The 18,502-nt window shown below is 46.8% G+C and carries 19 protein-coding genes; 7 read left to right on the top strand and 12 right to left on the bottom strand.

Annotation, left to right across the window (positions count from 1 at the left end; all coding sequences use genetic code 11):
• Positions 1–72 precede the first annotated feature (72 nt).
• The gene (locus tag OXI21_RS02045) at positions 73–1,344 is read left to right on the top strand and encodes an MFS transporter (protein WP_279617888.1); all 1,272 of its coding nucleotides are present in this window, start codon (positions 73–75) and stop codon (positions 1,342–1,344) included.
• A gap of 258 nt (positions 1,345–1,602) precedes the next feature.
• Positions 1,603–2,235 (top strand): RNA pyrophosphohydrolase, encoded by a 633-nt coding sequence (locus tag OXI21_RS02040; RefSeq protein WP_347815500.1) that lies wholly within the window; start codon positions 1,603–1,605, stop codon positions 2,233–2,235.
• A gap of 112 nt (positions 2,236–2,347) precedes the next feature.
• On the opposite strand, the gene OXI21_RS02035 is transcribed toward OXI21_RS02040, so the two are convergent.
• A complete protein-coding gene (locus OXI21_RS02035) occupies positions 2,348–3,745 on the bottom strand; it encodes an MATE family efflux transporter (protein ID WP_279617886.1) in 1,398 nt (465 codons plus the stop codon).
• A 293-nt stretch (positions 3,746–4,038) separates the two neighbouring features.
• On the opposite strand from OXI21_RS02035, the gene groES reads away from it, so the two are divergent.
• Together groES and groL are read left to right on the top strand one after the other, a co-directional pair.
• Positions 4,039–4,329: a co-chaperone GroES gene (groES, locus tag OXI21_RS02030; protein ID WP_279617885.1), complete on the top strand. Its 291-nt coding sequence runs from the start codon at positions 4,039–4,041 to the stop codon at positions 4,327–4,329.
• A 75-nt stretch (positions 4,330–4,404) separates the two neighbouring features.
• Positions 4,405–6,048: a chaperonin GroEL gene (gene groL, locus OXI21_RS02025; protein WP_279619387.1), complete on the top strand. Its 1,644-nt coding sequence runs from the start codon at positions 4,405–4,407 to the stop codon at positions 6,046–6,048.
• Positions 6,049–6,127: 79 nt separating this feature from the next.
• Here the strand turns inward: groL and OXI21_RS02020 are convergent, their stop codons facing one another.
• On the bottom strand, positions 6,128–6,307 hold the full coding sequence (locus tag OXI21_RS02020; protein ID WP_279617884.1) for a hypothetical protein: 180 nt from the start codon (positions 6,305–6,307) through the stop codon (positions 6,128–6,130).
• A gap of 160 nt (positions 6,308–6,467) precedes the next feature.
• On the opposite strand from OXI21_RS02020, the gene OXI21_RS02015 reads away from it, so the two are divergent.
• Positions 6,468–6,725, top strand: a complete 258-nt coding sequence (locus OXI21_RS02015) for a hypothetical protein (protein ID WP_279617883.1) — start codon at positions 6,468–6,470, stop codon at positions 6,723–6,725.
• A gap of 78 nt (positions 6,726–6,803) precedes the next feature.
• Here OXI21_RS02015 and OXI21_RS02010 read toward each other — a convergent pair whose 3' ends face one another.
• The 5 genes from OXI21_RS02010 to OXI21_RS01990 all read right to left on the bottom strand — a co-directional run bounded on the left by OXI21_RS02010 (position 6,804) and on the right by OXI21_RS01990 (position 11,585).
• Positions 6,804–7,562 carry a hypothetical protein gene (locus OXI21_RS02010; protein WP_279617882.1) on the bottom strand — a complete coding sequence of 253 codons (759 nt, stop codon included), beginning with the start codon at positions 7,560–7,562 and terminating at the stop codon, positions 6,804–6,806.
• A 14-nt stretch (positions 7,563–7,576) separates the two neighbouring features.
• Entirely contained in the window at positions 7,577–8,023 is a 447-nt protein-coding gene (locus tag OXI21_RS02005) for a DUF4189 domain-containing protein (protein WP_279617880.1), read from the bottom strand.
• A gap of 134 nt (positions 8,024–8,157) precedes the next feature.
• A complete protein-coding gene (gene yccS / locus OXI21_RS02000) occupies positions 8,158–10,323 on the bottom strand; it encodes a YccS family putative transporter (RefSeq protein WP_279617878.1) in 2,166 nt (721 codons plus the stop codon).
• Between the two features lie 142 nt (positions 10,324–10,465).
• Complete coding sequence (locus tag OXI21_RS01995; protein WP_279617877.1) at positions 10,466–10,897, bottom strand: hypothetical protein; 432 nt, start codon at positions 10,895–10,897, stop codon at positions 10,466–10,468.
• Between the two features lie 103 nt (positions 10,898–11,000).
• Positions 11,001–11,585 carry a 5-formyltetrahydrofolate cyclo-ligase gene (locus OXI21_RS01990; RefSeq protein ID WP_279617876.1) on the bottom strand — a complete coding sequence of 195 codons (585 nt, stop codon included), beginning with the start codon at positions 11,583–11,585 and terminating at the stop codon, positions 11,001–11,003.
• Positions 11,586–11,773: 188 nt separating this feature from the next.
• Between OXI21_RS01990 and OXI21_RS01985 the strand changes: the two genes are divergently transcribed.
• Positions 11,774–12,091 carry an SMR family transporter gene (locus tag OXI21_RS01985; protein ID WP_279617875.1) on the top strand — a complete coding sequence of 106 codons (318 nt, stop codon included), beginning with the start codon at positions 11,774–11,776 and terminating at the stop codon, positions 12,089–12,091.
• 127 nt (positions 12,092–12,218) lie between these two features.
• On the top strand, positions 12,219–13,163 hold the full coding sequence (locus OXI21_RS01980) for a hypothetical protein (RefSeq protein ID WP_279617874.1): 945 nt from the start codon (positions 12,219–12,221) through the stop codon (positions 13,161–13,163).
• A 179-nt stretch (positions 13,164–13,342) separates the two neighbouring features.
• Here the strand turns inward: OXI21_RS01980 and OXI21_RS01975 are convergent, their stop codons facing one another.
• From OXI21_RS01975 to OXI21_RS01955, 5 genes are all read right to left on the bottom strand, one after another.
• Positions 13,343–14,557 (bottom strand): cysteine desulfurase, encoded by a 1,215-nt coding sequence (locus OXI21_RS01975; RefSeq protein ID WP_279617872.1) that lies wholly within the window; start codon positions 14,555–14,557, stop codon positions 13,343–13,345.
• Positions 14,558–14,586: 29 nt separating this feature from the next.
• Positions 14,587–15,666 (bottom strand): SufD family Fe-S cluster assembly protein, encoded by a 1,080-nt coding sequence (locus tag OXI21_RS01970; protein ID WP_279617871.1) that lies wholly within the window; start codon positions 15,664–15,666, stop codon positions 14,587–14,589.
• Between the two features lie 9 nt (positions 15,667–15,675).
• The gene (sufC, locus tag OXI21_RS01965) at positions 15,676–16,446 is read right to left on the bottom strand and encodes a Fe-S cluster assembly ATPase SufC (RefSeq protein ID WP_279617870.1); all 771 of its coding nucleotides are present in this window, start codon (positions 16,444–16,446) and stop codon (positions 15,676–15,678) included.
• A gap of 115 nt (positions 16,447–16,561) precedes the next feature.
• Positions 16,562–18,010, bottom strand: coding sequence for a Fe-S cluster assembly protein SufB (gene sufB / locus OXI21_RS01960; RefSeq protein WP_279617869.1), 1,449 nt, complete (start codon positions 18,008–18,010; stop codon positions 16,562–16,564).
• Between the two features lie 31 nt (positions 18,011–18,041).
• Positions 18,042–18,485: an SUF system Fe-S cluster assembly regulator gene (locus tag OXI21_RS01955; RefSeq protein WP_279617868.1), complete on the bottom strand. Its 444-nt coding sequence runs from the start codon at positions 18,483–18,485 to the stop codon at positions 18,042–18,044.
• Between the last annotated feature and the right edge of the window lie 17 nt (positions 18,486–18,502).

The raw sequence follows: 18,502 nt of genomic DNA, 5'->3' as shown, positions 1-18,502 counted from the left end.
GCAATCATCTAAACAATCATGCTCATTTAAGCCTATAACGGTGGATTGATAACAATAAAAAAAGGATTCGACATGGCCAATCGGTTAACGCGTCAAGATGGCAAAACCCTGACGCTTGCTTCATTAGGTGGGGCGCTTGAGTTTTACGATTTTATCGTTTTTCTAACCTTTGCCCCTTTTCTGCAAACGCTCTTTTTCCCTAGCGATTCCCCGCTCCTTTCGAGCGTGATGACCTATCTCACCTACGCCGTGGCCTACTTTGTGCGCCCGTTAAGTGGGGTGATTATGGCGCACTTTGGCGATCTTATTGGGCGGAAAAAGATGTTTATGCTTTCGCTCTTTTTAATGGCGATTCCGACCCTATTAATCGGGCTGTTACCCACCTATGCCGAGATCGGTTATCTAGCGCCCGTCCTTCTCCTTTTGATGCGTCTTCTTCAAGGGATTGCCCTTGGGGGTGAAGTACCGAGTGCCCACGTTTTTGTTACCGAACACGTCCCGCAAAATCGCGTCGGCATTGCCAATAGTATGATCGCGAGCGGCCTCACCTTTGGTGTTGTGATCGGGCATTTTGTTGCCTACTTAATGCATGCCAATTTCAATCACGCGGAGATTTTAAGTTTTGCGTGGCGAATTCCCTTTATTTTAGGGGGCGTTTTAGGACTCGTTGCGGTCTATCTGCGCCGCTATCTCCGTGAAACGCCAGTATTCCTTGAGATGAAAGAGCGCAAAGAGCTCGTTGATCTGCCCATTAAAGAGGTATTAAAAAACCATCGCGAAGCAACGCTGATCTCCATTTTAAGTACTTGGCTTCTTATTACCGGTGTGGTGCTTGTGGTGCTGGCGCCAAATCTCATGAAATCCGATATTTTTAAAATTGATGCCGCTTTTGTGAGTAAAATTGCGATTTTGGCCACCATTATGAATGTGATCGGCAGTATTTTAGCGGGGCTCATTTCAGACCGGATTGGCATTCGTAAAACCATCGCGCTCTACTCTATTTTACTTGCCGGAACGAGCTTTGCCTTTTTTAAATCTTTAAGCGGCGGCGATCATTTCAGTATTGGACTACTCTACACCTTTGCCTCGCTCTTTTTGGGGCTTGTTGCCTGTGTGCCGATCATTATTATTAAGCTCTTCCCCGCGAACATTCGCTTAAGTGGCATTGGCTTTTCCTATAATATCGGCAACGCGCTCTTTGCCGGGCTCACCACCTTTACCGTCCCCGTGATTGCCGAGCATGTTAACCCGATGTTTATCGCCTATTACATCCTGTTTCTCTGCGGACTTGGGCTCTTTATTAGTCTCTATCTCGGACGGAAATCACTGCCGTTTCATGTGTAAAGGCTCCATCTAATAAATGCCACGCACCCATTAAAAGCACTCCGGTTTTCTTTTTAAAAACGCGAGTGCTTTTTTATTTTTGTTTGATTCTTAAAAAGCGCCCCTTAAAACGGATCAAGCCTAAAATCAAACGTTTACTTCCCCACATCAATCCCGAAATACGCGCCCATTTTCCCTTAAATCGATGAAAAATAAATTTGGTTTTAACGCGTTAATATGGAACAATGGAAAACGGACTATTTAATATATTAAGGGATTATCACAATGATTGACAATGAAGGCTTTAGAGCGAACGTTGGCATCATCTTGTGTAATCGGGATCAAAAATTATTTTGGGGACATCGCATCGGCCATCTTGATTCATGGCAGTTTCCGCAAGGTGGAATCGACGCGAATGAGACGCCTCAAGAAGCAATGTATCGAGAGCTTAACGAAGAGGTTGGGCTCTTACCAAATCATGTCAATATTTTAGGACAGACGGAGCGTTGGTTACGTTATCGATTGCCGCATCATTTGATTCGTCGCAATCATACCAATGAACGCACCTGCATCGGGCAAAAGCAGATCTGGTTTATGCTGGAATTTGTCGGTACCGAAGCGGATCTTCAGCTAGATGCCTCGGAAGTTCCTGAATTTGACGGTTGGAAATGGGTTCATTACTGGCACCCGATCGATAAGGTGATCCATTTTAAAAAAGAGGTGTACGACCGGGCATTAACGGAGCTCGCGCCACTTGTGTTTGGGGAATCGATTCCTCCACGTAGAGCGTATCATAAGCCAAAATCGCGCAGACGTTCCCGTCCGCCGTTTAAGGTGAAGCAGAACCGATTTGCAAAAGGGAAATCTTCCCGACAAACCGTTCGTAAAACCGCTCAACGGAGCGCTCCATAAATATTAAATACAGCGTTAATCGCACATAAACGCCCTGCGAAAAAATGACCTTACCGTCAACTTCACAGGGCGTTTTCTTTTCAGGTTTTATCTCCGATTTTCAAGCCTTCAATTAGCCTGCAATCCACTCATCACGCTGATCAATGCGATAAGCAATCCAGCCAAGTAAACCGCCACGCAGCGCCATAAAACTTAAAAAAGCGATCCAAAGCCCGTGATTGCCAAAGGGGTATAAGATCGCCCCGAGCATGAGCGCAAAAGCAAACGCTACAAACATCGAATCGCGCATCTCTTTCGCCCGCGTTGCCCCAATAAAGAGCCCGTCAAAGAGATAGCTCCAAACGCCAATCAGCGGCAACATCGTCAAATATGGAATGAGCGGATAGGCCGCCTCACGCACGCTCTCAATATGCGTTAAAAGATTAATAAATCCTTTCCCTAAAAAGACAAATCCCACGGCAAAAATAAGGCTGACAATGAGCCCCCAACCACCGGCGACAATGAGGGTATCGCGGAGTTTCGTCCGGCTTTTCGCCCCGATTGCATGCCCGCAAAGCGACTCAATCGCATGGGCAAATCCATCGAGTAAATAAGAAATAATAAGGAGCCCATTTAAGATAATCATATTGGCCGCCACCGTCTCTTCCCCTAAGCGCCCGCCTCGAATCGATACCAATAAAAACGCGATCTGCAAAATTAGGCTACGGAAAAAGATATCACGATTCACAAAAAGGAGCGGCTTCCATTCACTCAATCGTTTCAAGCCGGAAAAATCCCACGAGCCCACCATTTTTCTAAGGGGGAATTTAAGCGCCCAGAGCCCGACGATCGCTCCGCTCCACTCCGCAATAATCGCCGCTTGCGCCGCCCCAATAACGCCTTTATGAAGATAGAGTACAAAAAGCACCGACAGCGCCATATTCACCACATTCGTTACCAGCATAATCAAAAGCGAAATCCGCGCATTTTGCAATCCTAAAAACCAGCCCACAAGCGTATAATTTAAGAGCGCCGCCGGAAGCCCCCACAGTCGCCAACTAAAAAAGGTCCGAGCGCCCTCCACAAATGCCTCATTTGATTGCGCTGCCTCACTTATCGCGCCACCACTTGCGACGCTCTCTTTGGTTTGCAATAAATTGAGCGCCCATTCTGAAAAGGGGAGTGCAATGATTGCTACCACGATCGCAAGCCCAAAACTTAAAAGGATCGCTTGAAGCAAAATTTGACGCACCTTCGCGCCGTTCTCTTCCCCTTTCGCTTGAGAGGCAAAGCCCGTTGTCCCCATGCGCAAGAAATTTAAACAGCCCACTAAAAAGAGATAGAGCGCACTGCCCAATCCCACCGCCGCCATATTATGCGCCTCGGGAAGCCGCCCCATCACCATGGTATCGACCGTTCCAACGAGCGGCACCGAGATATTCGACAACACCATCGGGATCGTCAACGCAAACACCTGTTGATGAATTTTGAGATTCCGCCACGCCGTCATGATGCCCATCGTTTTACTCATCCTTTTGCTAAACTCATGCTAAATTAATGTTAAATAATCGAGATTGAATCGTTCTAGTTTAATGGAAATCGCGCAAAATCCCCAACTTCTCATCATCGATCATTTTTTATGCAAATTTTTGTAAAAATTTTCCCTTTTACCCCTTGAAATATAAAAACCTATCACCATTATTTGCCATGTAGGAGCGAAATTGCGTGGCGAAATCCGCATATTTGCAGGAAAACGCCCCAATCCTCCAATTTAATAACGAAGAAAAAACCATATCAATCATTTTTTTATGAGGAAATAGCATTATGAAATTACGTCCTTTACATGACCGCGTAATCATCAAACGTGAAGCTGAAGAGCAAAAAACAGCGGGCGGTATCGTTTTACCCGGTACAGCAACTGAAAAACCTGCACGCGGCGAAGTGGTTGCAGTGGGTACAGGCAAAGTACTCGATAATGGCGACGTAAAAGCGCTTGATGTGAAGGTTGGCGATAAAGTGCTTTTCGGCAAATTTGCGGGCACAGAAGTCAAAGTGGGCGACGATGAACTCATCGTAATGCGCGAAGATGAAATCATGGCGGTGATCGAAGGTTAATTGGTTTTAAACCCCCTTTGAATCCATATCATCGAAAAACGATTGAATTAAATTTAACTCATATAAGGAAGTAACATTATGGCTAAAGATGTACGTTTTGGAGAAGATGCTCGCTCACGTATGGTGAACGGGATTAACACACTTGCAAACGCAGTAAAAGTAACCTTAGGTCCTAAAGGTCGCAACGTTGTTTTAGAAAAAAGCTTCGGCGCGCCAACCGTAACAAAAGACGGTGTATCGGTTGCAAAAGAGATCGAACTTGAAGATAAATTCGAAAACATGGGCGCACAGCTCGTTAAAGAAGTGTCTGCAAGAACCTCAGATACCGCAGGTGACGGTACAACGACAGCAACCGTACTGGCTCAAGCGATCGTTCGCGAAGGCATGAAAGTCGTTTCATCAGGCATGAACCCAATGGACGTAAAACGCGGTATCGATTTAGCGGTTGCGGCGGCAGTTACAGAACTTCGCAACATCTCTAAACCCTGTGAAGATCACAAATCGATTGCACAAGTTGGTACCATCTCTGCAAACTCAGATGAAGAGATCGGTAACATCATCGCGAAAGCAATGGAAACTGTTGGTAAAGAAGGCGTTATCACGGTTGAAGAGGGTTCAGGTCTTGAAAATGATCTTGAAACCGTTGAAGGAATGCAGTTTGACCGCGGTTACTTATCGCCCTACTTCATCAACAATCAACAATCAATGGCCGCTGAATTAGACGATCCAGCGATCCTTCTTTGCGACAAAAAAATCTCTAACATCCGCGAAATGCTCGGAGTATTAGAGGAAGTGGCAAAATCAGGTCGTCCGCTTTTAATCATCGCGGAAGACGTGGAAGGTGAAGCGCTTGCAACACTTGTGATCAACAACATGCGCGGCATCGTTAAAGTGGCTGCGGTTAAAGCACCTGGTTTTGGTGATCGCCGTAAAGCAATGCTTGAAGATATCGCAATCTTAACGGGCGCAACTGTGATCTCTGAAGAGCTTGGCATGAGCTTAGAGAAAGCAACGATGGCTGACCTTGGTACCGCAAAACGCGTTGTCGTTGATAAAGACAACACCGTGATCGTTGATGGGGCTGGCGAAACGGCAAACATCGAAGCGCGCGTAAAACAAATTCAAGCGCAAATCGAAGAAGCTACTTCTGATTACGACCGTGAAAAACTTCAAGAACGCGTTGCAAAACTTGCAGGCGGTGTTGCGGTTATCCGTGTAGGTGCGGCAACTGAAGTTGAAATGAAAGAGAAAAAAGCACGCGTTGAAGACGCACTTCACGCAACTCGCGCAGCGGTTGAAGAAGGCATCGTCCCTGGGGGCGGGGTTGCACTCGTTCGCGTACTTAACAAAATCGCAGACCTTAAAGGCGAAAATGGCGAACAAGATGCGGGTATCCGTGTTGCCCTTCGCGCAATGGAAGAGCCTTTACGTCAAATCGTAACGAACGCAGGCGAGCCTGCGGACGTGGTATTAAATGCAGTTAAAGAAGGTAACGAAACCTACGGTTATAATGCAGCCACTGGCGAATACGGTGACATGATCGACATGGGTATCTTAGACCCAACGAAAGTAACCCGTTCAGCGATCCAGAACGCAGCGTCTGTAGCATCACTTATCATCACCACTGAGTGCATGGTAGCGGATCTTCCAAAAGAAGACGGCGGTATGCCAGACATGGGCGCAATGGGCGGCATGGGTGGAATGGGCGGCATGATGTAATCATCCCTCATTTAGCGTAAACGCTTAAATTAAAAGCCTCGTATCGAGATTCGGTACGGGGTTTTTTATTGTCCGGAGCCTACTCATCAACATCCTCTTTAGGCGAAAATAGCCACCCTAAGAAAAGGGAGATGCCTAAAATGGGGATTAACGTATATTGAATCCACACGCCCACATAACTAAAGCCAAATATTGCGATCATCAATAAGGTAAAACTCAGTAAAGCAATTCCGCTAAAAAAATCTGATATTTTTCTCATATCATTCTTCTCTATCTGCCGACCTCGATCTAATGTAAATAAGACACTTTACCTTATTCTCCCAAGATTTTACATTGAGCAAGCTCACGCAATCAGCACATCCATTCAATATCCCCTTTTGACATCAAATCTTTACATTTCAATCCTTTTGTAAATCTGTTTGAACAGAAATTATCTTACTGCCACGGTGTCTGTTCCCTTACTGAAAGGTCATGGCACTGAACCCGCTGATCTTATTGGTGTCAGTTACCGCGATTGGATTCGACAGATGGAAGAGGCGCTTGAGCAACTACAGAAAAAATGCAGCCGTGTTTTTGTAGTTGGACTCTCGATGGGCGCGACCAAATGCACGCAACACAAAAAAAGCCGCCCTATCTCTAGAGCGGCCGAATATCACGAGCCTCTAATGCTCCGTTAGACTGACATCTTCCTGACGGAGCGCACCTTGCCTATCTGCAGTTTCCCAACTGATCTTTCACAGATAGGCAAGTTTTTATTATTTCACCAGTTTTAACACAAGCTCCGGCGCCATTTTCGCACGAACCGTTTCAAGCGATGGCATTACCTTTTCAGGGGATTCTTTATACGCTTTCATCATCGCCGGCGTATAGAGCATCTCGAGCACATCTTCCACAATAAGATTATTAATCTCATTGGCAATCTCATCTAAACCGCCATTACTTTTATTTTGCACTACCACTTTCACCACATCGCGTTTTGAGCCGCCATAGGTGTGACTAGTGGTTCGCATGCTCGAATATTCACGCTTTAGATACTCATCATAAAGGCGTGTCTCTTCGCCATAAACGGTGCGATAGACAAAATCAACGCGCTTAAAGTGTTCTACCGATTGATCATCTAGGATCGATTGATAGACCGCGAAATTATTGCGACACGCTTCGGTAAATACGGTGTGATTGCTCGCCGTCGCGGAATCCATGCCGATACCAATTAAGAGCTGATAGAGATCTTGCTCAGCGTAGGTACTATCCATCGGCGTTAAATCCCAATAGATATCATCTCGGCTCTTTCCGCGTTTGCTCATTTTGTACGATTTTGACACCACATCGCCAAGCGTTTTACAGGAAAACGATTTGCCTAAATGATGGTATTGCGACACGCTTGAGCTGGTTACCGCTGCGGGGAATTTTTTAGTTTTAGCAAAGCCTAAGCTCGTGCCACCCACCGAGATACAACCGACTAAAAATCCCGCACTTGCGAGCACAATGAGGCCTTGTTTAAATTGTTTTTTCATAATGATCCTAATGATTAATAGACGCGATAGGTGCAAGCACTGACCACAACTTCGCAGGTGCCGCTCTCGTTGGTTCGTACTCTTGAACGGCGTTTATCGCCACTTGTTTTGTTAAGGCCGGTGGCGCGAATTTCTGAATAACAGGCGTTGACCGCTTGGATCTCTAAATCCCGTAATTGCCCGCCGTAATAGGAGACCACAAAGTCGTGAGAAGGGGAATAGACCAATACGCCGCAACCATTATTAAAGGTGAGGCCTTTACTATTTTCACAGCCCGGACATTTTTTAACTACCGCGCGCCACGCTTCATTCGCGCTCGTATAATCCACATAGGCCGCCCCATTGCCGGTTTTTGGATCAAATCCAATCGCGCCATAGCAGTTCGGCGCCCAACAGGTGGCGTGGCTAAACGATAATAATGACCCCATTAATAGGCCGGCAGTAAGCAATTTTTTTATCATGGATACGTTCCCAATAATCGTAATATTTGAGGCGATTGGGTAAACATTCGTTATAATCAATTGCTTCAAAAGAGGAAAATTATACTATGAAAATTGAGCTATTAATAGCGCTTATAATCAGCTAAATGGCCTATTTATTTAGGCGTTTGAATCGCTTCCACATAATCGGGTAATAATCGCAATAAAAGCTGCACTTGATGGAGTGAAATCTCCTCTAACCGCTGCTCATCGACCGATAATTTTTCACGCTCCTCTTCAATGCGCACTAAAAAACGCTGATGTTCATTGAGATCAAGGGGCTCATCCCTGGTGAGATAATACTCAATCCGCGACACCGCCTCATCTAAAATCTCTAGCACCACCGCATCACCAAGCGCTGCCCGATGCGCCCCGAGCGCTGAGATATAACTTAAAAAGGTATTATTCAGTGCCAGCACTTTAAAGAGATAATCGAGCGTTTCTCGCGTCGTTTTCGGCTCAACGGTGAGCGTCGAAAAGAGCGATACCAGTTCGCCCGCGCGCCCACCGGCATCATCGCGAACCTTGATATAGAGCGGGCTTTCAACGCGCCCATGATGATATTGCTGTGCAATCTCGTGAAGATAGGCCACATTCGCCATTTTCACCGCATCGATCTTCACCGATAATTGACGATAACGCCACTCCGGATAGATATAAGTGACCGCCGCCCAAGCAAGGAGCGAGCCCACAAAGGTATCTAAAAGGCGCTCTGGGGCAACAAATCCCGCATCAATTAAGTTAAAACAAAACAGCACCATCATGGTAATGAGCGCCGTGGCATAGGCATAACGCGCCTGACGCATCACAAAAAAGAGCGTGCCAGAAATCACCACAAAGAGCGCTTGCCCCTCGCGCGAGAGCCCCAATTTTAGAAGAAACATCGTCACCACAACGCCGAGCACCGTGCCCGAAAGACGCTTAATGGTACGAGTTTTGGTGGCGCTATAGTTGGGCTGGCAGACAAATACCGAGGTGAGCATAATCCAATAAGGCGTCGTTAAACGCACCGTTTCGCCTTCCATCACCGAATAGATAAGATTCATCCCCTCCGCCAAGATAAACCCGATCCCCATCAAAAGACTGACGCGCATTGCGTGGCGGAAAATCGGCGATTCCGGCGTGAAATGACGGCTCACTTTACGCCAACTCTCTAACATCGGCGAGCTGTCAGTTTTGGGTTCTGCTAAGAGAACGGCGCTCTCTTTGGCGGTTAATAACAACTCTTTTTCCCGGTCTAAGGAGAGCAGAATTTCATCAATCCCGCTTAAGTTTTTCAACAGGCTCCCCGTTGAATAGAGCAGGCGCTGCTGGGATTCTTGCTGATATTCCTGCGTTAAATAGCCCAAACTCTCTTTAAGGCGGGTAAACATCATTTTAAAATGGCCATCGTGATGGTAGCGCTCTTTATAAAGGAGCTCGCTTGCAATCTTTTGACAGGCAAAGCCTTGCGCCGACATCAATCTCTGGAAGCGAAAAAGAAGATCAGAATGGGGGAACTCTTTTTTAAGCTCTTGGTAATCAACGTGGCTCGATCCTGCTCGCTCAAAGATCTCTTGTGCTGCGAGATAGTAATTTAAAATTGCCCGTGCGCTACGACGACCCCGCTCATGTTTTAATCGGCGCATAATGGAGATTCGCGTCGTCTCTAGCGTCGAGCCAAGCGTTTGACTGATCTGCGTTAAGCGTAATTTACACTCGGTCAAATCGGAATCATCATCGGGATCGAAAAAGAGCGATTTTGCCTCCAAAAATTGCGCGAGTTCTTGATAACACTTACCGAGCGCCTCCTGCATCGGCCGAGAGGGGAGCGCAATATTAAATAAAAAAGCCACGACGCTATACCAAAAGGCGCCAGAGACCAGAAGTGAAGGGAGCAAAAACCACGGCCGTTCCGCTTTATAAGTGAGCATCGCGTAGACCACAATGACGAGCGTCCCGAAGGTGATGGTGGCAAACCGGCTCCCTAAACTGCCCAAAAAGATCAGGAAGGCGGACGAGGCCATAATCGCAATTAAAAATAAAATGGGATATGGGAGGAGCGCATCCACGCCAAGTGCCGCGATAAAAAAGAGCACTAGGATAATGACTGTATTGGTCAATCGCCCTTTTAAACTATCGTCAATATCGGTTAATCCCGCTGCCACCGCGCCCAAAATAACGGGGATACTGAGCTTCCCATCACCAAGCCAGATCGGAAAAATCACCGCGCCCGTCAGCGCAATTGCAATCTTTAAAAAATAGAGAAATACCGTGCTGTAATAATCGCGCCGCTTTAGCATATGCCCTCAATCGATCCTCAGAAGGTTAAAGGTGATGGTCAGTTCTGGAAAAATGCGTCACACGCCCACAAAAAAAGGGGAGCGTTGTCACTCCCCTTATAGTAGCATTCTTATGATAAATTTCGTCGAGATGCGCCGATTATTAAAGCGTCGTTAAGTATTGCAGTGCCCGATGATAGCGTTCAATCCGCTGAATATCCGCTTGATCGAGCTTGCGTAGACGCGCAAGATTGAGATTATCCCGCAGATCGGTGAGTTTCACCTCTCGGGCGAGCTCATTTTGTGAAACCCGCACGATATAATCCTCATAATTTTCCTCCGGCTCACGAGTGATCGCCACCACCGCGTCTAAAATCTCTTCCGGAAAGCCCTTTTCCCGCAATTTGGTCACTGTATACTCACTCTCTTCGAGCACATCGTGAAGGAGCGCCACAATTTTAAGTGGCATGGTTCGTGCCTCGTGCATCATGCGCAGTGGGTGCAAAATATAGGGATATCCCCCTTTATCAAGTTGCCCCTCATGCGCCTCAATGGCAACTGCAAGCGCCCGCGTGAGCCATTCATTCATCTTCATCAAGATAGACCTCCCAGCCTCTTAAGATGCATTCGTTATATCAATAAAATCAGTATAAAATGAATTCAAAGTCGGCGGGAAAACCTTGCGGCGCTTTCTGATTTTAATCAATGAGGTAGAGCAAGTTTGGCGTAATCAGTGCGTGTAACGGCGCATCCCACGGATCGACATCGGCAATCACTTCAATCGGTGGAAAGAGTGACACGCCCACTCGGAGCGCTTTGGGAATGTGTGTTAAAAAGCGATCGTAATACCCTTTGCCGTAGCCAACGCGATTTCCTTTTTGATCGGCCACGAGAAGCGGAATAATCACTAAATCGATCGTTTTAAGCTCTGTATCTGTGAGCGGGATTTCATTGACAGGCTCCACAATCCGCCAGCGATTTCGCTTAAGTTCAGTCTCTTTTTGAAAGGGAAAATGAATCAAATCATCCCCTACCACTTTCGAGACGGAGGTTTTAATCCCGCGGCGCCACAATTCCATAATAATCAGGTAGGTATTTACCTCGCGCTCCCGACTCATCGGCAAAAATAGATGAACATGCTGAACGCCGGTTAAATCCTGCTCAAAAAAGTGGGTTTTAATGCGATAAGAACGACGAAAGACCTCAATTTGCGATAACGCTTTACGCCGCGCTCGATACCGCGTGCGTAGCGTTTTTTTACTCCAAATATCTGTCTCATTCATGCCTAATTCCTCATCTGATTGCCCTTTAGCATAGCGCGCTTTTTCTCAAAAACAAACCCTTGCCCATGCCTCCTTGAGTTGCTATAATTTTTACTGCAGATGGACGGCCGTTTGCCAGCTAGCATAGCAATTATGCGCTGATGTGATCGTTTGGGACGACCCATACTCACTGATTGGATTATTAAATTATGTATGCATGGATTGTTCTTTTAATCGCCGGACTCTTTGAAGTCGTTTGGGCGTATACGATGAAACTCTCACACGGGTTTACCATTCTCAGCTACTCACTTATCACCGTTGTCGCTATGGCGATCAGCGTTTTTTTATTGAGCTATTCAATGAAATTATTGCCCCTCGGAACGGCGTATATGGTCTGGACGGGAATTGGCGCAGTGGGTGCATTTATCGTGGGCGTAATCATTTTAGGTGAGCCCTTTACCTTTTTACGCGCCCTCGCAGCTATCCTCATTTTAAGCGGGATTGTGCTGATGAAACTCGCGTCGTAACTGAGGGACTCTCCAAACAGATCTTATTGATATAAAGCAATAAAGCCATGATTGACAGACCCGCTCGCGGAACCCTTTGTCATAATGGTTTTATTTCCTTTATTTTCAATCTGTTATGGAGAGTCTTATGCTTCATCGCTACCCCCTTATTGCGCTCTTAATCGTGCCATTTCTCTCAGGAACCATGGCCTACGCTGCACCCGGCAATCCTAAAGTAGCCACTCAAGCGCCCCGTCATCTTCCCGATCTGTGTGAGATGTTTGGTAACTATACCTCGGGCGATCATACCCTTCATCTGACGGCAACCGATGCAAATACCCTCACCCTTTCAGGAAATTTAACGCCCACAGTATTTGTTAAACCCACACTATTACTTGAAGCCCATGCACCAACGGAAACGGCTGATGAGCCCACAGATAACGACGAAACATCGCTTGAAACCGATGCTCCGCTTAAAACTGTTGATATGCTTGTGATCGAGCCAGAAGATGCGCCGGTAACCGCTCCCCTTGATGATGCGGATGAAGTCGATTCAACACTCACCATTAATGAAACACTGCCCCTTGCAGCATTTACTGGAGCGCCTAAACCATCGGGCCAAAATGGGGAAATCCCATCCGGATATCGCCACGATCTTGCCGATCATGCTTCGCTCACGCTCTTTCGAGATGATCATAGCGCGCATTTTATTGAATGGTATCAGCCAGGATTTCGTCCGATTTTGCTCGAAAAATCTGCTAATAATCGGCAGGCTGTTCGCCCCCTTCAATGCGATCTTGATTCGATATTAGGACTCTATTCCGGCGTGGCAAATTCCAATCATGGACCGGATATGGATCTGATTGAGATTAAAATCTACACCGCGTCTGCTTTTGGTGCAGAACTTGTGATTATGCCGTCAAACACCTTTCCGACACTCCGCCTCCCGCTTAGCGATATTGAGCGAAATGGCAAAAACCAACAGAGCTTTCGGCTTGGGGAAAAAGGGGTTTATCTGCAAAAATCAGGGCGCACCATCACCATTAATACCCGTGACTTTTACTTTATGGGCGAGCTCGAGCAGAGTTTATAATCCCTAACACAGGCAAAAAAAGGGACCGCCTAGTTGGCGATCCCTCTTTAAAATTGTGCTGTTTTCTATTAATTGTTCTACTTAAAATATCATCTCGCGAAGAACTTGAAAAGCGCTGACTGATATTAATTCAGGTTTCACGGGAAACCTTTTGCTTTACGCTCAAATTCCGAATCAGATTAAGCAAAGAGCTCAATCACTTTTTTAAGCCCTGCGACTAAACGATCAATGTCAGCGTGATTATTATAGATCCCGAGCGACATTCGCGCCGTTGCCGGAACATTCATGCGACGCATTAACGGTTGCGCGCAGTGATGCCCCACACGAATTGCAACACCCTCATGATCAAGCAGTGTGCCGATATCGTGCGGATGAATTCCTTCAATCACAAACGAAATCACCCCCGCTTTTTCCGGCGCCGTGCCAATAATGCGAAGGCCGGATAATTTGAGAAGTTCTGAGGTGGCATACTCAAGAAGCTCTGCCTCGTGAGCGACAATCGTCTCAAATCCGATCCCTTCAATCCACTTAATCGCCGCACCTAAACCAATAATACCGGCAATGTTGGGCGTTCCCGCTTCAAATTTATTGGGTAGCGGTGCAAAGGTAGTTTTCTCAAAGCTCACATAATCGATCATATCGCCACCGGTTTGATAGGGAGGCATCACCTCGAGAAGCTCGCGTTTTCCATAAAGAACGCCAGTGCCGGACGGTGCGTAGAGTTTATGGCCTGAAAAGACGTAAAAATCCACATCGAGCGCTTTCACATTAAGCGGATGATGCACCACGCCTTGCGCGCCATCAATTAAGACTTTTGCCCCAACTTTGTGCGCCGCGGTGATAATGCGTTCGATATCATTCACCGTACCAAGCACGTTTGATACTTGTGCTACCGAAACAATTTTTACCGATTCATCGAGCATCGCTTCAAATGTTTCATAGATGAGTTCGCCCTCATCGGTAATCGGAATGACAACGAGTTCAGCACCGGTTTCCTCGCAGATCATCTGCCACGGAACAATATTGGCGTGATGCTCCATCTCAGAGATCATCACTTTTGTGCCCGGTTTTAACACCAAGCGCCCGTAACTGTGAGCGACTAAGTTAATGCTCTCAGTCGCCCCTTGGGTGAAGATGGTTTCACGTGAATCATTACCGCCGATAAACGCCGTGACAATGTCCCGTACCGCTTCATATTCAGCCGTTGATTTCTCACTAAAATGATAAACCCCGCGATGAATATTGGCGTAATACGTTTCATAACAGTTGCGCTCCGCATCGATCACCACTTGTGGCTTTTGCGCCGATGCACCGGTATCTAAAAAGGCAATTTCGTGCCCTTTAACTGTCTGGTTAAAGATCGGAAACTGCGCCCGAATCGAAGATAATGACATAAAACAATCCTTCCCTTTATTGTTAACCGTTATAGAAGCGCTTCGATATCGTTATCGAGGATATGGAAGAGCCACTCTTGGATCGATCCATTTTCAATGCTCGCGACAATTTCAGCGCCGTATGCACGCATTAATAGCATGCGCGCCGCATCGTCACTAAGGCCGCGGGTGCGCAGATAGAACATGTGATCGTGATCCATAAAGCCCACCGTTGCCCCGTGCGTACACTGAACGTCGTCGGCATAGATCTCTAAACGCGGGATCGTCAACGTGCGTGCGCCATCGTTCAGTAGCAGCGTTCGCGTCATCTGATCGGCATTAATTTTTTGTGAATCCACATGTACATGAATCTCACCATCAAAGAGCGTCATCGCTTTATCTTTGACAATATTTTTGATCTGCTGATTGCTCTCGCACTCAGGTTTTGCGTGGCTCATATCCACCACGTGCGCAAGATGCTGTTCCTCTTTTGCGATATTGAGCGCATCAAGTTGTGTGTAGGCTTCTTCGCCATTGACGTCCATACGGATGTTGGAACGAATGATTTTACCGCGACTTTGATAGCTCACCGCGTGGAACTTACTCGATTCCGCTTGGTCACAATTGAGCTCCATCACCGAGAAACTCTCATCGGAGTTAAGCACAACACGCACCCACTCGATATCGGCATGATCTTTAATCTCAAAATCGATCTCAGGTGTCGCTAAATAGTGCCCTTCCCCAGATTCAAGCAGAAGGAAGCTCGCATGCGTATTCTCTTCAGCGTGAATGGAGATTTTGCTCTCAATATGAATCGGCGAAGTAGCCTCTGAAATATGATGAATCACCACCGGACGATCGAGCGTTGCCCCTTTGACTAAACGGATGTCTAAGGTGTTATTCTCAAAACGCACTAAAAGCGAATCGGGAAGCTGTTTCTCATTGATCCAGCGCTCACTCACCACGCCGTTATAGATGGTTAAAATCACCGCATCTTCTGGAAGCACCGCATTGATCGGGCCTAAGCTATCAACGGCAGTGGGTTTTTCCCACTCAACGGCTAAAATATCGCGAAAAGGAGTATCTTTCCAACGCTCAACACGTTGATTTTCTTTAAATTTAGTTAACATATCCACTCCTTACTGATCTTTTCTTGAACCGCCGACATTGTCTCCTCGATACGCTACATACCCTTCCTGCTCAAGCTCAAGCGCGAGTTCTTTGCCGCCCGTTTTTACAATTTCACCATCGGTCATCACATGCACCACATCCGGTTGAACGTAGTTTAAAAGACGCTGATAGTGAGTGATCATTAAGAAGCTGCGATTGTTATCGCGAAGTCCGTTGATACCATCAGCAATCACGCGAAGGGCATCAATATCAAGGCCAGAATCCGTTTCATCCAAAATCGCGAGCGTTGGCTCTAATACGAGCATTTGGAGAATTTCGTTACGTTTTTTCTCACCGCCTGAGAAGCCTTCATTCACTGAACGCTTTAAGAATGCGCTGTCCATCTTAACGCGCTTCATTTTCTCTTGGAGCGACTCATAAAACTCAAGAGCATCGAGCTCCTCTTCTCCGCGTGCTTTACGAATGCTGTTTAGCGCGGTGCGAAGGAAGTAATGGTTGTTCACCCCAGGAAGTTCGACCGGATATTGGAAGCTTAAAAAGACGCCTAAATGGGCGCGCTGATCGGGATCGAGCTCTAAAAGGTCGATGCCGTTATAAGTGATCGAGCCTTCTGTGACTTCATAGGTATCATTTCCGGCAATAACGCTCGCAAGCGTACTTTTACCTGAACCGTTTGGTCCCATGATCGCATGCACTTCGCCATCATTAATGGTGAGGTTAAGACCGTTGATGATTTTTTTGCCTTCAACTTCGACATGTAAATTTTTAATTTCTAACATACTGTACTCTTATCTCTATTCTGTGGGTTAGCGGTCTTTTGAGCGAGGATCTGATCCATCACACCCATCGCCCTGCCGCTACCAAAAATTATTGTGCTGACAACACGGCGGCTGATTAGCCCACGCTGCCCTCTAAACGAATCTCAATTAATTTTTGCGCTTCAACCGCAAATTCCATCGGTAACTCTTGGAAGATCTCTTTACAGTAGCCGTTCACAATGAGGCTAATGGCATCTTCTTCGGTAAGACCGCGCTGCTGACAATAAAAGAGCTGATCTTCGGAAATTTTTGAGGTGGACGCTTCATGTTCAACCTTCGAGCTCGCATTGCGAACGTCGATATAGGGGAAGGTATGCGCACCGCATTTATCGCCAATTAAGAGCGAGTCACACTGTGAATAGTTGTGCGATCCCGTTGCGCCTGCGCTCATACGAACAAGACCACGGTAGGAGTTTTGCGCCACACCCGCCGAAATCCCTTTCGAGATAATGGTGGATTTAGTGTTTTTCCCAAGGTGAATCATTTTGGTGCCGGTGTCCGCTTGCTGCGCATCTTTCACAAGGGCAACGGAGTAGAATTCACCCACGGATTCATCGCCTTTTAAGATACAGCTTGGATATTTCCAAGTGATCGACGAGCCGGTTTCCACCTGCGCCCATGAGATTTTCGAACGGCGACCTTGGCAAATACCGCGCTTGGTCACAAAGTTATAGATTCCGCCGCGACCTTCTTTATCGCCGGGATACCAGTTTTGGACCGTAGAGTATTTGATCTCCGCTTCTTCTTTGGCAACGAGTTCAACCACCGCTGCGTGAAGCTGATTTTCAGAACGCTGGGGCGCTGTACATCCTTCTAAATATGAGACATACGAATTATCATCAGCAATGATGAGGGTCCGCTCAAACTGACCGGTATTTTGCGCATTGATACGGAAATAGGTTGAAAGTTCCATCGGGCAACGCACGCCTTTTGGAATATAGACAAACGATCCGTCCGTAAAAACGGCGGCATTGAGCGCTGCGAAATAGTTATCTTTAAAAGAGACCACAGTGCCTAAATATTCACGCACAAGCTCAGGATATTCCTGAACCGCTTCACTAAACGAACAGAAGATAATGCCCTGCTCTAATAGGCGGCCTTTATAGCTTGTCGCAACGGATACCGAGTCAAATACCGCGTCAACGGCAACGCCCGCAAGAATTTTTTGCTCTTCTAGCGGAATCCCTAATTTGTTATAGGTTTCGATCAACTCAGGATCGACCTCGTCCAAACTTTTCGGGCCATCTTCCATCGATTTTGGCGCTGAATAGTAAGAGATCGATTGATAATCCATCGGTTCGATCTTAAGATGCGCCCAATCGGGATCTTCCATCTCAAGCCACGCGCGATACGCCTTTAGACGATATTCCAGTAACCACTCAGGCTCACGCTTGATCGCGGAGATTTTGCGGATCACATCTTCATCCAATCCAGGAGGTAAGGTCTCCTGCTCAATGTCGGTCACAAAGCCGTACGCATACTCTTCTTGCGCGACCTCTTCTAAAAACTCTCTTTCTGTCTTCATAACATTCCATCTACTGATTTAAGAATCGGTTTTACTGATGTACCTCAGTCTCCCCATCTAATTTACGCGCAAGTTTCACCGGCTTGCCAAGGAGCTCAGCTAAGCTCACCGTGGCAAAGTTATCGTATAATTTCTGATTGATGATGCGCCAATGAGGGGCAAGATTACACTCTTCGATCCGATCACAGGGATTCTCGCTATCGACACAGGCATTGACCGCCATCGGCCCTTCAATCGCCACAATAATATCGAGTAGAGAGATCGCTTTGGGATCTTGGTTGAGGCTATAACCGCCGTAAACGCCCCGCGTGGAGGTGAGAATTTCCGCGCGCGCAAGCAATTTTAATACCTTGCTCGCAAGCGAGAGATTCAGCTCGCACGCTTCAGCAATTACAGAGGCGCTCATCGCACTCTCCTCTTCTGCTAAGAACGTGGCGATAATAATCGCATAATCTGTCTCTCGGGTAATTCTCAACGGTGTATTCCTCTTAA

The organism is Ignatzschineria sp. RMDPL8A, from assembly GCF_029815055.1.
Classification (GTDB): domain Bacteria; phylum Pseudomonadota; class Gammaproteobacteria; order Cardiobacteriales; family Wohlfahrtiimonadaceae; genus CALZBJ01.
This window is presented reverse-complemented; position numbering and strand designations above follow the sequence as displayed.